This window comes from Rheinheimera maricola (assembly GCF_016918075.2).
GTDB classification, from domain to species: Bacteria; Pseudomonadota; Gammaproteobacteria; order Enterobacterales; family Alteromonadaceae; genus Alishewanella; species Alishewanella maricola_A.
Map to the genome: position 1 here is coordinate 379,741 of NZ_JAERPS020000002.1, position 15,168 is coordinate 394,908.

The following is a 15,168-nucleotide window of genomic DNA, read 5'->3' on the forward strand; positions in this document are numbered from 1 at the left end:
CTCGCCGGGCTTTTTGTTTAGCCTTCAGCAAAAGTACCATCTGTACAAAGCTGACACACTTAATGTCGTGGCAGAACCGTTGTACCAATATGGCTAGTCAATACAAACGTCAGCGGATTAACCCATTAAATCACTTTTAAAAACAGAATTTTAAGGTTACCTTTTAGTCACTTCCCAAAGAAATACACACCACTACAGGACTTGCTGATGCTCACTAAACTCTTAACTGTAAGTATGTTACTGCTGGCAAGCCAGGCCAGCTTTACCGCCAGCGCCACTATAAGCCAGGCATTGCAACATGAAGCCCGCACCGACGCAAATAAACTGCGCGATTCTGCTCGCAAGCCCGAGCAAACGCTGACGTTTTTTGAGGTTACACCGCAAAGTACTGTTGTTGAAATATGGCCTGGCGCGGGCTGGTATACCGAAGTGCTGGCGCCGCTTTTGGCGGAACAAGGCAAGCTGTATGCCGCCCATTTCTCAGACAAATTCAGTTTATTGCCCGCCGACTATATGCAAAAAGGCCGCGCAGATTATAACACCAAACTGGCATCACACCCGGTGTACAAAAATGTCACCGTAACTGAGTTTGCCCCGCTGGCAGGTATCGATATTGCGCCTGTTGCCAGCGCAGATGTGGTGTTATCTATTCGCAATCAGTTTTATATTTTTGACGGCGAGACTTCGTTAAAACACGCCCTGGCCAACTTTTATCGGGCACTAAAACCGGGTGGTGTGCTGGGCGTAGTGGCACCACGCCTGCCCGACCATTTGTTAGCAACCGATTGGAAGCAATCAGGCTATGTACCCGAGCAGTTATGGTTAGACCTGGCCGCAGAAGCCGGCTTTAGCTTTGAGGCGCGCAACGATATGCTGCTTAACCCCAAAGATAGCGCACAACACCCTGATGGCGTTTGGTCAATGCCACCCACCTTAGCCGGCAATGAAGCCGAAAAAGCTAAGCACCTAGCCATAGGCGAAGTGAATCAGATGGTGTTGAAGTTCAGAAAACCGCGCAGTTAAGCAACGGCTATTGCCGCTACGCGCGCCCTGAGTCTGCTTTTGTGTTCCAAGTGTTACAAAAATAAAAAAATTAAATAATGTAACAGTGCTCCACCCCTCCCCGACTTAATCATCAAACAGCTTAACAAGCTTGTTCTGTTGATTATCAATATGTTGAGGAGCACTCGTTTGAACACACTAAAATTAAAACACTTATCCGCTGCCTGGCCGCTGATTGCGGCTACAGCGTTACTGATGCCGCTAGCAGCAAGTGCGCAACAGCCAAAATTAGTAACGCCACAACAGGCTAAGCCTACCCTGTCGCCTTGTTATGCCCAGAATTTAACTGACCGTATGCTGTGCGGTAGTATTCGCCGGCCACTGGACGCCGCAGCGCCATCTCAGGATGCCGGCATCGATATTCATTTTGCGGTATTGCCTGCTATCAATCCCTTGCACCAACAAGAAGCGGTAGTAGCCTTTGCCGGTGGTCCGGGCCAGTCAGCGTTTGATGCGGCGGCAACCTTCGCCCATATCCTGCGCTACGCCAGGGAAAGCCGCGATATTCTGCTGGTCGATCAACGCGGTACCGGCAAGTCCGGTTTACTGCAATGCGATGGCCTGGACTTAACCAGCCAGTTTGCGCTGGATGAAAACAGCGTTGATATCACCAAGATGACGCGCAAAGAAACCGAGCTGTGTCGTGACAAATTACAAGTCGACCTTAACCATTACACTACAGTGGCTGCCGCGGGCGATTTTGAAGCGGTACGTCTGGCGCTGGGTTATCAAAAACTGCATTTGTATGGTGGCTCGTACGGCACCCGTATGGCACAAGAGTATATGCGCCAGTATCCCTCTGCGGTGCTTACTGCCACCCTGGATGGTGTGGTGCCGTTTAACCAAAGCTTCGGCGCTATGGGCGCTGCCTCTGATGCATCATTGGAAGCAGTTTATGCGTATTGTGATGCCTCACCAGAGTGCCAGCAGCAGTTTCCTGCTGCGCGTGCGCAATTGCAGCAGTTACAACAAACGCTGACAGCACAAACCATCAACACCAAGGTGCGCCACCCGCGCACTTTTGAGCTGATTGAATTGAACCTGACCCGGGCCAAGCTACAACAAGCGCTGCGTTTTGCCTTATACCGCAATAGCACCCGTGCCATGCTGCCGTTGGTGGTAGACCAGGCCAGTACCGGCGATTACAGCGCCTTAACCGGTTTAATGCTGGCACAGGATATTGCTGCAGATTTATCCGTCGGCGTTAACTTTGCCGTGGTGTGTGGCGAAGACCGGCCATTTTGGACCGCGCAGAGCCAGGCTGAATTTGCACAAAGCTATTTAGGCCAAAGCTGGCTGCAGGGCGCCGAAACCAGCTGTAATGTCTGGCAAGTCACACCGGTCGCTGCCGATTACACGGCGCCGCTGCAAACGGATACGCCGGTGTTGTTGTTATCCGGCGGCTTAGACCCGGTAACACCGCCAGGCTGGGCTGAACTGGCGATGGCAAAGATGCGCAATGCCCGTCATCTTGTTGCGCCGCATGCGACCCATATTGTCGCCTCACAAACCTGCGCGCCCAAACTGATTAGCCAGTTTATTAACCAACAGTCCACCGCTGAACTGGATGAACGCTGTTTACAACAAGAGCTGCGTCAAGCCTTTTTAACCAATGCCAATGGCACCGCGATGCCACCAACTGCTCTGGCAGCAAGCCCAACCTCCACTACTATCGGCGCTGAGGAATAAATCATGATTAAAGTAACCGATTTACATAAAAAGATAGGCCAGGTACAGGCACTAAATGGCCTGAGCTTTGAAGCACACAACGGCACTATCACCGGTTTGTTAGGCCCCAATGGCGCCGGTAAAACCACCTGTTTACGCACGCTGTTTGGTTTACTCAAAGCCGACAGCGGCAGTGCTGAAATTGACAGTTTGAATGTGGTGACCCAAAGCTCACAAGCAAAGCAACAGCTGGGACTGTTTCCCGACCCCTTTGGTTTATATGAGCGGTTAACTCCGCGCGAGTATGTACAGTTTTTTGCTGAGTTAAACGGCATGGCCGGCAAAGAAGCTAAACAGGCCACAGACGAAGTACTTTCTTTACTGAAAATGCAAGACATTGCCGACCGGCGCTGTCAGGGCTTTTCGCAGGGCCAGCGCATGAAAACTGCGTTAGCCCAAGCCATAGTGCATAAACCTACCAATATTGTACTGGATGAACCCACCCGCGGTTTGGATGTAATGAGCACCCGGCTGCTGCGCGATTTACTGCTGATGTTAAAACAGCAAGGCCATTGCGTGCTGTTTTCCAGCCATGTAATGCAAGAAGTCGCCGCGCTGTGTGATCAGGTGGTGGTTATGGCTGCAGGCCGGGTGGTGGCCCAGGGCTCACCGGCCGAACTCTGTCTACGTACCGGCAAAACCAGCCTGGAAGATGCATTTATTAGCCTGATTGGCACTGATGAAGGAATTGCAGCATGATGACCATATTTCGTACTTTGTTTCGTAAAGAACTGCTCGATGCCAGCCGCGACAAGCGCTCGGTGATGGCCGGGCTGTATTATGCTGTTGGCACGCCGCTACTGATGTGCTTGCTGTTTTCAGTGCTGTTAAAGCAGCTTAGCTCCAGCGATGAGCTGCTTATCAGTATCGACAATGCCAACGCCGCCCCGGCACTGGTGCACTATTTGGCCAACAAAGATATCCGCCAGGGCGAAGGTGCTGAAGTCAAAGCAATTCGCCTGGTGGTTAGCACTGATTTTCAGCAGCAACTGCAGCAAGGCCGGCCAGCTACCGTTATTATTGATGCCGACCGCGCCGACGATCAGCTGCAAACTGCTATCCGCCGCTTAGAGCGCGAGCTTGGCCGCTACAACAGTGAAATTGCCACTTTACGCCTGATGGCGCGCGGTATAGATCCGCAATTAATGCAGCCGATAGATGTACAAATGCAGGATCAGGCCACGCCGGACTCTCGCGGCGGTACTTTTCTGGGAATTGCCAGCCTGAGCATTATTTTAACGCTGTTCTACGCCGCAATGAACCTGGCGATAGACACCAGTGCCGGCGAGCGTGAGCGCAATTCACTGACCTTACTACTGAGCCAGCCACTGAGCAGCCTGCAATTGGTGCTGGCAAAAATTGCCGCTATCGCCTGTTTTTCCATGCTGGGTCTGGTTGTCATTCTGTTGGTGTCTAAGTTTACCTATGGCATGGTGCCCTGGCAGCAACTGGGCTTTAACATCAGCCTAGATGCCGACTTTATGCTGTTTACGCTGCTGGTTGGCTTACCGTTGGCGCTGTTGTCAGCCAGTTTACAGGTGATGGTATCCTTTGTGGCCAAATCGTTTAAAGAAGCACAAACCTACGTCACTATGGTGCTGTTGGTGCCAGTGGCATTGAGCATGGTCACTACTTACAACATAGCGCCGGACCACCTGCAGTGGCTACCCATCGCCGCACAGCAACAAGCGATGATCGGCTTTTTGAAAGGCAGCGCCATCGCCATGCCGCAATTGTTGGTGTCCAGCCTGCTAACCCTGGCCATCTTTGCCGCTTGCAGTTACGCCAGCAGCCGGCTGTTAAAAAGTGAAAAAGTGGTATTTGGTTTATAAGCTGAATCTTGCTTAGGACAGTGCCCCCGGCCAAAACCGGGGACGCTTATTGGCTACGCATGGCGCCGTAATGTTGCTCCCACCGCGCCAGCTTAGGCTCCATCAGGCGAAACCATAGCGGTGGCAGCAGCGCCAGCAAAATACAGCCCAGATAGCCGGTTGGCAATTGTGGTGCGTCCGGCACCGCTTTTAACTGATAAAACGGCACTGTAGCCCTGGCATGGTGATGCGAATGCCGGGTCAGGTTAAAACTGGCCCAGCTACTGATGCGCTTATTACTGTTCCAGCTGTGATAAGGCCGCACCGGCTGGTTTGGCAGCCGGTACAGGCCGTAATGCTCGACATAGTTAACAATTTCCAGCAGGGCTTTGGCCAGCAACGCGCTAACACTAAACGCTAATAAACCTTGCCATCCGGCCAACCACAGCGCCACGGCAGACAACATTAACGACATCGCAATGCCGCGTATTATGCGGTTATGCGTACTTAATGCCGGCTGTTGTTTTTTACTCAGGCGCTGCGCTTCAATGCGCCAGGCACTGATATTGCCGCCCAGGGTTGAGCAGCAGATATGCTGGTAAACATTGCGACCACGCGGCGCACTGGCAGGATCTTTGGCGGTAGCCACATAGCGGTGATGGCCGTAGACATGCTCAATAGCGAAGGCCGTATCCCAGCTAAATGCCAGCAGCCAACGCCCTGTCAGCATTGCTACCGGATCACCAGTGCGATGAGTTAACTCGTGGGCCGGCACAGTACCCAGCAACGCAATAAGCAGCGCCGCCGCCAAACACATTGCGCCATAATGCCAAAACAGATTCGTTTGCCGGGCAGCCAGCGCGTCATAGCCGCTAACGTATTGTATAAAGTGACCAAAGCCGAACAAATCATGCTGCGACAGGCTCCACATCATGGCGAAAAACACCAGACACAGCGCAGGTAATGCACTGTATAACAACACATTTAACACCCTTGGATGCTGATAGTCAGGTTCGCTGTTGTCATCACCGAATAACAGGTCACCAAACACAATAACCAGCGTTAGCGCCAGTAAGCCTGACACCATCCAGTGCCCACCCAAAATAATGCCGAGCAAAAACGGTACGCTTAAGCAGTGAAACAGACTGAACTTTAGATATTTCAACATAGGCATGCTCCTATTTGCATAAGCGTAAGCCTAAGCAAACCGGAGACGGCAGAACAGCGCCGCAGCAGCCAATTTATAGTCATTTGCGGCCACAATACCGACTTTTATCTGCTGTTTAGCTACACTGGTCAACATTGCCCTTGCTACTGACATTACTATGCCAGCTAACACCGCCATGCCTGTGCCGTCCGGCTACCCACAAATCGTGTTACCCAACCATTATTTACAACAACTTTTAGCCCTGGTAAAAAGCCGTGGTGTCAATACACCAGCCTTGTTGCAGCAGGCCGGTCTTAATCAGCAGCTCATGGCACAACATGAGATCAGGGTAAACTGGCCGCAGTTTTATCAGTTGTTGCAACACAGTGTAGCGTTGTCGAACGAGCCTGCACTGGGCCTGTATCTTGGCAGTCAGCTCAGCATTAGTACCCACGGTTTACTGGGGTTGGTGGCGTTAAGCAGCACTGATGTACAGCAAGCACTGCAGCTTATTGGCCGCTTTATCGCAACCCGAACCCCGCTTATAAGTTTGCAGGTGCAACAACGGCGCCAGCAGGTGGCACTGCTGCTTAACGAGCTTTATCCGTTGGGCGCTATCGGCCCCTTTATGGCTGAAACCGTGCTTGTTGCGCTGCATCAGGTATTGCAGGTGCTAACCCAACAGCAGTATCAGCCCAGCCAAATACACTTTGCGTTTCCCCCGCCTGCTTATCATGCGCTTTATCAGGTGTTTTTTCCCTGCAAGGTGTTGTTCTCACAGGCACAAACCGCTATTTACTTTGGCAGACGTTTTCTGGCCATCACACCGCCAATGTCAGACAGTAGCGTGCAGCAGCAACTTAGCGCGCAATGTGAACAGCAGTTGCAACAATTGCAGCAGTGGCAAACCCTGAGCGGCGCTATTCAACTGCTACTTGGCCGCACTAAAGGTCGCATACCGGATATCAAACAAGTTGCCGCCGAGTTTGCCATGTCAGAGCGCACCTTACGCCGGCGACTGGGGGACGAGCAGATAAGCTATCAGCAGCTGGTCAGCCGCTGGCGCATGCAGATGGCCGGGCATTACCTGCACAACACGGCACTGCCGGTACAACAAATTGCTTACCTGCTAGGCTATGCCGACCCGGCTAACTTTGGCCGCGCTTTTCGTCAGCAACACGGGGTTTCGCCACAGAAAATCCGGCAGCTTGGTGTCAGTGCGCAGGTTAATGCGAACCCGACTGCCAACCCAGCGCATGAATAATGCGGTTTTTCATCGAATGCCAATGGTTTTTTGGCAAGGTGGGCGCCTGAGCGAGAATATCAGCGAAATTTATACTGCTCCCCGCTTTTGGCAGCAAATGGGCAAAGTACAGCTGGCTGGGCTGCAATGCGTTTACCCGCTGCAGTGATTGTTTATATTGATTCGGATGGCACACCGGATACGGCGGCACTAAACGCTTTTTTACCGATACGATTAAATCGGCGATATACAGCTGCTTTGTCGGTATATGCCACAATGACAAGTCATGATCAGTGTGGCCCGGGGTGTATAGCACCTGCCAGTCGGGAAAGTCGGGCAAGTACTGTTCATCTTCAAGCAGCAAATCAGGCTTTAATATCGGGTTGTACCAAATATGCCGCTTCGGCTTACCCAGCCGGTTGGCAACCCACCAGGTTAGGCTAACATCGATAAGATGCGCGGTGCGGCCAAGCACGCCGCCATACCAACGCGGCGCTTTGGGGTGGCAGGCAATACGGGCACCGGTTAAGCGCCGCAGTTTATGCGCGCCGCCGGCATGGTCGGGGTGCATATGGGTAACCACAATCAGCTTAAGCGCACTAAGAGACAAGCCGAGTGTATGCTGAATAAAATCAGACACCGTTGCAATATCAGCCCGGCTGCATCCATCAAGTAACAGCAAGCTTTCGCCTTGCTGTACCAGATAAATGTTCTGTATATAGCCCTTGAGAATATGTAACTGCATTAGGGTGTGTTTAGCCTCAGCTTTAGCAACTGGTCCGACATTACCTAAGCTTGCAGCAATTATCCAGCAGCAATTTACGCATAAGCTACCGATTTAACATCGGCTCTTGGCTTTTGCCGGCGCAGCGCTTAAGGTAGTAACACTATAGAAAAATGATGGAGTTACTATGCGCTGGTCACTATTAAGCCTGGCTTTGTTACCGCTGTTACACACGCCGGACACACTGGCCGAACCTAGGGCTGAGCTAACAAAGCAAATTGAACAGGTGATGCCAAAAGTGATTAGCTGGCGCCGCGATATTCACCAGCACCCGGAATTATCTAACCGCGAAGTACGCACCGCCGCCAAGGTAGCCGCACATCTGGAAAAACTTGGCCTGGAGGTACGCACCGGCATTGCCCATACCGGCGTGGTCGGTATTTTAAAGGGCGGCAAGCCCGGCCCGGTGGTGGCGCTGCGCGCCGATATGGATGCACTGCCGGTAACCGAGCAAACCGGTTTAGCCTTTGCTTCAAAAGTGGTGAGCGAATTTAACGGCCAGCAAACCGGTGTAATGCACGCCTGCGGCCATGATGCCCATGTGGCGATACTGATGGGCGCGGCGGAAGTGCTGGCAAAACAACAAGCTGATATCGCCGGTACTATTATGTTTGTGTTTCAACCGGCGGAAGAAGGCCCACCGGCCGGTGAAGATGGCGGCGCTAAGATGATGCTAGCCGAAGGTTTATTTGCCAACCCCAGCCCGTCGGCTATTTTTGGCCTGCATGTCTGGCCCGGAGAGCCTGGCCAGCTGCAGGTAAAAACCGAAGGCATTATGGCCGCAGCCGACAGCTTTCAAATAACGGTAAAAGGCAAGCAGGTACATGGCTCCAGCCCGTGGCGCGGCATAGACCCGATTAATGTTACCGGCCAGCTGATTAACGCCATTAACCTTATTCCAGCGCGGCAGATAGATGTGACCAAAGCGCCTGCCGTGGTGTCGTTCGGCCAGGTGCATGGTGGCATTCGCTGGAACATTATTCCCGATGACGTAAAACTGGAAGGCACCATTCGCACCTTTGACAGCGAGATGCGCGAAGACTTAATTGCCCGCATGGCGCACACCAGCGAACATATTGCCAAAGCCAGCGGCGCGACAGCAGAATTTCATGTGCATAACTTTGCTGCCGTTACCTGGAACGACCCGGCACTAACCGACTGGGCGATGCCGAGCTTGGCATGGGCCGCAGGCGATAAAGGTGTAGCGCCGATAAAGCCGATTACCGGCGCCGAAGACTTCTCGTTTTACCAGCAGCAAATTCCCGGGGTGTTTTTCTTTTTGGGTATATCGCCCGAGGGCAAAGCGCTAAGCGAAGTACCGCCGAATCATTCGCCAATGTTTGATGTTAACGAAGATGCCTTAGTTAATGGCGTGCGGGCACTTACCGGTTTAGCTCTGGATTACCTGGCCAAGCCGCCGCAGGCTGCAATAAATTAAGGACCGATAATGACTGCACCGTGCCGCTGTCACTGGGTTGATTTAACTAAACCCGACTATGTCGCCTACCATGACACCGAATGGGGCGTGCCGGTGTATGACGACAACAAGCTGTTTGAGTTTTTAACCTTAGAAGCCGCCCAGGCGGGGCTAAGCTGGTATACCGTGCTAAAAAAACGCGATAACTACCGTGCTGCTTTTGCCAATTTTGACCCGGTAAAAGTCGCAGCTTTTGATGAGGCCAAAGCGGCTGAGTTACTGCAAAACCCCGGCATTATCCGTAACCGCTTAAAAGTGGCGGCAGCAATTAACAACGCCGCACGGTTTTTAGAGGTACAGGCCGAGTTTGGCAGTTTCAGCAATTATCAATGGCAGTTTGTTAGCGGCAAACCGCAGTACAACAGCATTGCCGGCCCGGAGGATTACCGCGCCACCAGCCCCGAGTCTGATGCTTTTAGTAAAGATTTAAAAAAGCGCGGCTTTAAGTTTGTTGGCTCGACCATTATTTACGCCCATATGCAGGCCTGCGGCATGGTGAATGATCATCATAATGACTGCTTTAAAAAAGCCGTGCGCTAAGATGCCGGCATAAGGCTCGATAAAAAAACCCCGACGTAAACGTCGGGGTTTTATGTTAAAGCCAACAGCAGCCGTGCCTGTTGCTAATAATTACTCAGTATCAGCGCAGAGCTGCTTTTGCCAACGATCTACGCATACCCAGCAATGGAAGTAACAACAACATAAACCAACCACCGGCACCACCGCTGGCTTTTGGCGTTACCTTAACCGCATAACGACAGCTACCATCATTTGCGTTTGCGCCAGGAGCATAGTTAGTCGCGCCGCTGTCAGTGCAGCCCAAGGTTATGCCATCTGACAATACCGATAACACAAAGCTTTGTGCTGATTTGTCACCTGGGTTAACACGGTCAGTTACGTTAACCGTCACTACTGTTTCACCGAACCAGTTCGCATCAGGGGTAACCGTTACTAACGAGCCTGCGCTGTGCCCGCTGACTGAAGCCGTAATATGCTCACCGGTAACACTGATAGTATTAGGGTTTGCATCGGCATCAGCATAAGCCACGTTAAATGTCACGGCGGTATTTTCTGCTGTTGTCATATCCTGCAGCGCAGCTAAGGTAATATTGCCTGCCACCTGGATGGGGTTCGAAATAACGTGCAGCCCCATGCCGCTGACGTCACTTACAATATCCATATTTAACGTCTGACCCGACGCCGTTTCGGCTACCCGCACCTTGAACGTTAATTCAAACTGAGTTGCTTCTGGCCCGGTATAGTCATAACAGATGACCTTGTTAGGCCGCACGACGTCTGTCAGGTCGTTGTACGCAGCACTGATACCGGTTTCCTGACCATAGGGATAGCCAAAAATATCCAGCGGGCCATAGTTACCGTGCAGACCAATGGAGCCAAAATCGGCAGTCCCGGCAAAGTCCATATCACCATAGGCCATGACAATTTCAAATTCACCAGCACCGTAACGGTAGGCTTTATTCATGATTAAGTTGAACGTATAACGGTCATTATATTCTACGCCGGTAGCCTCAGCGCCAGACCAACTTACGGTCATACCCTGAGTGCGGGCATTAATCCATTCAACAATCACTTCGTTCGCGGTATACGCTAATGCAATACCTGAGCCTTTCCACGGCTCAAATACATCTTGCGCCAATGGAGTGCCCAGTGCATCTACCGGAATAGTCCAGCCGATATTGTCTAAATCGGGCTGTCCCCGCCAGAATGGTGCAATAAAAGGGCCATAGGGTGACATAATGTACGGGAACTGTTGCTGTACTATATGCTGCCCTGCATCCCAAGCCGGGCCAAAGCTGACAAAGCCCTGCGGTGACACCACGAAACGATCATAAGTCATATAATCTTCGTTGTGGAACAGGTTCATCTTCCCGTCTTCACCCCAGTAATTGGCTAAGTGGATTTCAAATGGATTAGAGTAAATCCAGTTCCAGTCATCGTCATAATAACCACTACCGGCCCAGTCTCCGGCGGTGCCACCGATATCTGGTACAAAGCCATAGTTTTTAGCTAAGCCAACAAAACCGCTGCCATTGCTGCCATAGTTTGGCACCATACAGCTGGCGTCATCATCGCTGGTGCTGACAATGTAACTGCGCAGCCAGTTTGTTGAATCTTGTTGTACACCCACAATGCGCAGCACGTTGCCATCAACGGTCAGATTTGCCTGTTGCTCTGTGGAGCTAACCTGAACCGAATCAGCTAACAGCAGCAGGCCAGATGGGATGGTGGCGGTTAAATCAAACTGACGATCGGCACCGCTATTGTTTTGTACCACTTGCACCGTGACATCAACAATATCGCCGCCACGCACGCTATCAGGCATAGTTACCGACACATCATCCTTACCACGGGCTAAGCGCAATGGCACAAAGCCAATATTGCCCGGCGCCACGCTGCTACCAATATCAAACCCGGCATAGGCAACATCGCCCTCAGCCAATTGATCTAACTGCCAGCTTAAGTCAACGTCTACTGCACTGCCGTCAGTAACAGCCGGGCCGGCAACCGTCAAACCGCTTTCACCGGTAGGAACAATCGCCATTGCTATCTGATAGCTATCGACCAGATCTTCTGCTGTGATATTAAAATTACCGTACGGATCCGGCCCCTCTTCCCGCGTCCAGTCATACATATTGATGCTGGTATTGGACAGTAACACCCAGTACATGCCGGCATCGGGGTTAGTCAGGCTACAATAGTTAAGCTCAATTTGCGTGGTAGAAGAGCATAACCATTCTTCATCAAAGTCTGCTGCGCCATTGCCATTAGCATCACGGCCTATATGAATAGCCAGCGAGCCGTTTAAATTACCTAATTGCTGATAAAAACCGGGGCCTTTCAGATGCTTAAGCACCTCAACGACCAATCGCGACGTTCCCTCAGGTACATCCAGCAAATTAATCTGATTGTTACCTTGCTCATAATCGCCATCAGCATATATCGGTCTATGGTTGTTATCTTGTGGCAGCGTTAGCTCAAACGTATCAGCTTTTACCGGGCCATGACCGCGATAAACCACATCGTTGCTAGCCGCTAACGGCAAGTTACTCACGCGATATCCGCCATTATCGCGGTGTACTGCAATATTCACCGCTTCAGGCAAACCCTGGCGATCAAAATTAATTGATACCGGCCAGTGCGAGTCAGGAATACTGGCATCGGTGGCGATAAGATTAACGTTGCTCCACAGCTCCAAACCTTCAATGCTATTGCCGCTACCCGCTAATAACGAGTTGTACTGCGACTGTATATCGGCAATATTGGCTTTAATAACAATACTCTGGCTTTCACCGGCCTGAAGACTAAAACTCGCTGGAAAGAACTCCATTTTGGCGTTATGCATGTTGATCTCGCCTTCAGAGGTGTTAGTCCAGCGATCATATACCCAGCCATCTGCGCTCAACGCCCAACTGCCATCACGGCTCGCCGTCACCGTTCTTACCCAGGAGCAAACGCCAGCACGACAATTGCTGTCGACAAGTTGCGGTAAATTTAGTTGGCGTACATCGCCACCCCGACGTGGGTTTGCCAGCGTAAAGTTGGCCGCCGTTTCATCCATAATAAGGCCCGCATCAATTGCAGCGCGCACATTTACCCGGCCAGAGCCCGCACGGTGTTGGCGGGCAGGATGCCCGTCTGGCCGGTAGGTGGGTTCTACGTCACGCTTCACCGTTTGCGATGCCGTCATTTCTAACGCCGACTGTACTTGCGCAGCAGTCCAGTTTGGATGAGCCTGACGCACTAAAGCCATAGCACCGGCGACATGTGGTGACGCCATAGAGGTACCGCTAAGCGTTGCCCAATCCTGCGACAGCGCAGAGTCGGGCTGCAATGGATGCTCATCAGCGTAAGGCGCATAGATATTGACACCCGGCGCTGCTATGTGCGGGGCTAAATGGTGTTTATAGGTTTGTGACGGGCCTAAAGATGAAAAGTCAGCCAATATATCACCGGCCGCAGGGTCTATACTGTGCGCCACCGAACCACCAGTGATACTAACAGCATGATTCGCGCCACCATCATTCAGCCAGTCTAAGATACTTTGCCCGGTCCAATAACTAACGTGGATACCTGGTAATGGAAACACATCATCAAATATCTGCTGTTCAGCGTCAGTCATGCCATCGGTATAGGGCTCATTATATAAAATAAAACCACCGGCGCCGCCGGCTAACACGTTCTGCGCCTTAGCAACACGTGCATTGCCGCCACGCTTACACACCACAATTTGGTTGTTACTGAAGGTTCCGGCAGCAAACTCGTTCAGACACTGCTCATCACCAACACTGGCGGCCAGTACAGGCACACCATTGACAATACTGCTGGTAGAATAACCGGCAATATCATCGGGCCAGCTATTTTCAGGGTCAATATAGACATAAGGCAGATTTTGGCCGCCACTAAATTCAATCAGGTTGGTGGTAACGTCCAGTACCCGGTCATGTGTGCTGGCTGCAACAACCATAGACCAGGGCGCGCTATGGCCCAGGCTGCCAAAAATAGTATTATTGGCATCACCGCCAGAGTTACCTGCTGACGTAGCCACCAAAATACCCGCTTCGCGTGCAGCCAGCATGGCGAGTTCTGTCGCATCTTCCCAAGGGAAACGCTCTGCGCCACCGACAGAAAAATTAATAACATCTACACCATCTTGGATGGCTTGTTCGTAGGCTTTTAGTACCGCCTCAGTTGGGCAACCTTCCAACATACAAACCTGATAAGAAATGATATTGGCACGCGGGGCAACACCAGATGTTGAGGCAAAAGTATGACCCATAGGTATACCATCACCATCACCTAACGAGGGTGACAGTAACGGCACGTTGTCGACAGTATTGCCAGCTGCGGTGCCGGCAACATGGCTACCGTGCCCCTGATAATCTTCACCAGTTGCTGGCACGCCAGCAGGGTAAGAGTCGGTGATAACCGGCCAGCTGTACACGCCAATCAACTTGCTATTGCAGCTTAACTTGCCGCTGGCGCAATCACCAAGATAGACACCCTCGCCCAATGGATTCGTGTGGGTATAACCATCTCCGGCTACTGCACTAAACGCAATATGATCGGTGTTAATACCGGTATCAAGTATACCGATAATAATACCTTCACCTTGCTGCGCGATGCCATGCACCGTATTGCCAGACCATACCTGATCGGCACCAATAAACGCCGGGCCACGGTCAGTTAACAGTTGCTGCATGCTGGAGCGTTCAACAAATTCAACTTGCGGCAACGAAGCTAGCGCTTTTGCTTGCTGCTGTGTCATCTGTAATGAAAAGCCGTTAACGGCATGAGTGTAATGCGCACGTACATTGTCGCTAATACCAAAACTACGCGCGGCACTTATCACGGCGTCCTGTTTAGACAACAGGTAACTTTTGTAGCTTTGCTGCCGCGAGCTTGCCACTGCACTAACGGCGGCCAAATCAACGGGTAGCGCTTTTTGCTTAGCGGCCGCTACTTGTGACAAGTTGCCTGCTTTAGCCGCCAGCTCTTGTGCAATGGTACTTTTTGCCGTAGCGGCTAAGCCAGCTACCCGGCCATCATAAGTAGCAATGGGCAGGTCGCGCAGCCGCACAATATAAATATCTGCACCGGTACGCCCGGGCTCAGCAAAAAATTTTTCTTTGGCCGACGCCGGCTGAATTTGCTGGTTTTTGCCACCCGGCTTAGTGCGTGCAATATTGCCTTGTTGTAGTGTTGCAGCAACAGGCTGCTGCATTTTTGTCGCTGCCAGTTTAATTTGCTGTAGTGTCGCGCCATGGCCCTGAGCAACAGCCGGAGCCGCTTGCGCAGAGACCGCCACACCTACGCTGTACAGCGCTGACAGCATAGCCAGACTTATTGATTTTAGTTTCACACTTCCTCCGTTGAATGCATTAACTGGTTAATATT

Annotated in this window: 10 protein-coding genes; 7 read left to right on the forward strand and 3 right to left on the reverse strand. The window is 51.7% G+C overall.

What is annotated here, in order from left to right:
• Positions 1-207: 207 nt before the first annotated feature.
• The 4 genes from I4W93_RS07525 to I4W93_RS07540 all read left to right on the forward strand — a co-directional run bounded on the left by I4W93_RS07525 (position 208) and on the right by I4W93_RS07540 (position 4,622).
• Entirely contained in the window at positions 208-1,023 is an 816-nt protein-coding gene (locus I4W93_RS07525; RefSeq protein WP_205309616.1) for a class I SAM-dependent methyltransferase, read from the forward strand.
• 168 nt (positions 1,024-1,191) lie between these two features.
• Positions 1,192-2,751, forward strand: a complete 1,560-nt coding sequence (locus I4W93_RS07530; protein ID WP_205309617.1) for an alpha/beta fold hydrolase — start codon at positions 1,192-1,194, stop codon at positions 2,749-2,751.
• Positions 2,752-2,754: 3 nt separating this feature from the next.
• Positions 2,755-3,489, forward strand: a complete 735-nt coding sequence (locus I4W93_RS07535; RefSeq protein WP_205309618.1) for an ABC transporter ATP-binding protein — start codon at positions 2,755-2,757, stop codon at positions 3,487-3,489.
• Positions 3,486-4,622 (forward strand): ABC transporter permease, encoded by a 1,137-nt coding sequence (locus I4W93_RS07540; protein ID WP_205309619.1) that lies wholly within the window; start codon positions 3,486-3,488, stop codon positions 4,620-4,622. Before I4W93_RS07535 ends, I4W93_RS07540 begins: the two co-directional genes overlap by 4 nt.
• Before the next feature lie 46 nt (positions 4,623-4,668).
• Here the strand turns inward: I4W93_RS07540 and I4W93_RS07545 are convergent, their stop codons facing one another.
• Entirely contained in the window at positions 4,669-5,769 is a 1,101-nt protein-coding gene (locus I4W93_RS07545; protein ID WP_205309620.1) for an alkane 1-monooxygenase, read from the reverse strand.
• Between the two features lie 157 nt (positions 5,770-5,926).
• On the opposite strand from I4W93_RS07545, the gene I4W93_RS07550 reads away from it, so the two are divergent.
• A complete protein-coding gene (locus I4W93_RS07550) occupies positions 5,927-7,012 on the forward strand; it encodes an AraC family transcriptional regulator (protein WP_205309621.1) in 1,086 nt (361 codons plus the stop codon).
• Here I4W93_RS07550 and I4W93_RS07555 read toward each other — a convergent pair.
• Positions 6,975-7,736 carry an MBL fold metallo-hydrolase gene (locus I4W93_RS07555; RefSeq protein WP_205309622.1) on the reverse strand — a complete coding sequence of 254 codons (762 nt, stop codon included), beginning with the start codon at positions 7,734-7,736 and terminating at the stop codon, positions 6,975-6,977. The two genes, I4W93_RS07550 and I4W93_RS07555, sit on opposite strands and share 38 nt — an antisense overlap.
• Before the next feature lie 166 nt (positions 7,737-7,902).
• On the opposite strand from I4W93_RS07555, the gene I4W93_RS07560 reads away from it, so the two are divergent.
• Both I4W93_RS07560 and I4W93_RS07565 read left to right on the forward strand, forming a co-directional pair.
• Positions 7,903-9,213 (forward strand): amidohydrolase, encoded by a 1,311-nt coding sequence (locus tag I4W93_RS07560; RefSeq protein WP_205309623.1) that lies wholly within the window; start codon positions 7,903-7,905, stop codon positions 9,211-9,213.
• 9 nt (positions 9,214-9,222) lie between these two features.
• Complete coding sequence (locus I4W93_RS07565; protein ID WP_205309624.1) at positions 9,223-9,792, forward strand: DNA-3-methyladenine glycosylase I; 570 nt, start codon at positions 9,223-9,225, stop codon at positions 9,790-9,792.
• Positions 9,793-9,892: 100 nt separating this feature from the next.
• Here the strand turns inward: I4W93_RS07565 and I4W93_RS20345 are convergent, their stop codons facing one another.
• Positions 9,893-15,133: a S8 family serine peptidase gene (locus I4W93_RS20345; protein ID WP_205309625.1), complete on the reverse strand. Its 5,241-nt coding sequence runs from the start codon at positions 15,131-15,133 to the stop codon at positions 9,893-9,895.
• Between the last annotated feature and the right edge of the window lie 35 nt (positions 15,134-15,168).

Bases quoted from the DNA above. Each gene is read 5' to 3' on its own strand.
- I4W93_RS07540 (WP_205309619.1), top strand. From the start codon at position 3,486: ATGATGACCATATTTCGTACTTTGTTTCGTAAAGAACTGCTCGATGCC.
- I4W93_RS07545 (WP_205309620.1), bottom strand. From the start codon at position 5,769: ATGTTGAAATATCTAAAGTTCAGTCTGTTTCACTGCTTAAGCGTACCG.
- I4W93_RS07535 (WP_205309618.1), top strand. From the start codon at position 2,755: ATGATTAAAGTAACCGATTTACATAAAAAGATAGGCCAGGTACAGGCA.
- I4W93_RS07565 (WP_205309624.1), top strand. From the start codon at position 9,223: ATGACTGCACCGTGCCGCTGTCACTGGGTTGATTTAACTAAACCCGAC.
- I4W93_RS07555 (WP_205309622.1), bottom strand. From the start codon at position 7,736: ATGCAGTTACATATTCTCAAGGGCTATATACAGAACATTTATCTGGTA.
- I4W93_RS07550 (WP_205309621.1), top strand. From the start codon at position 5,927: ATGCCAGCTAACACCGCCATGCCTGTGCCGTCCGGCTACCCACAAATC.
- I4W93_RS07525 (WP_205309616.1), top strand. From the start codon at position 208: ATGCTCACTAAACTCTTAACTGTAAGTATGTTACTGCTGGCAAGCCAG.
- I4W93_RS07560 (WP_205309623.1), top strand. From the start codon at position 7,903: ATGCGCTGGTCACTATTAAGCCTGGCTTTGTTACCGCTGTTACACACG.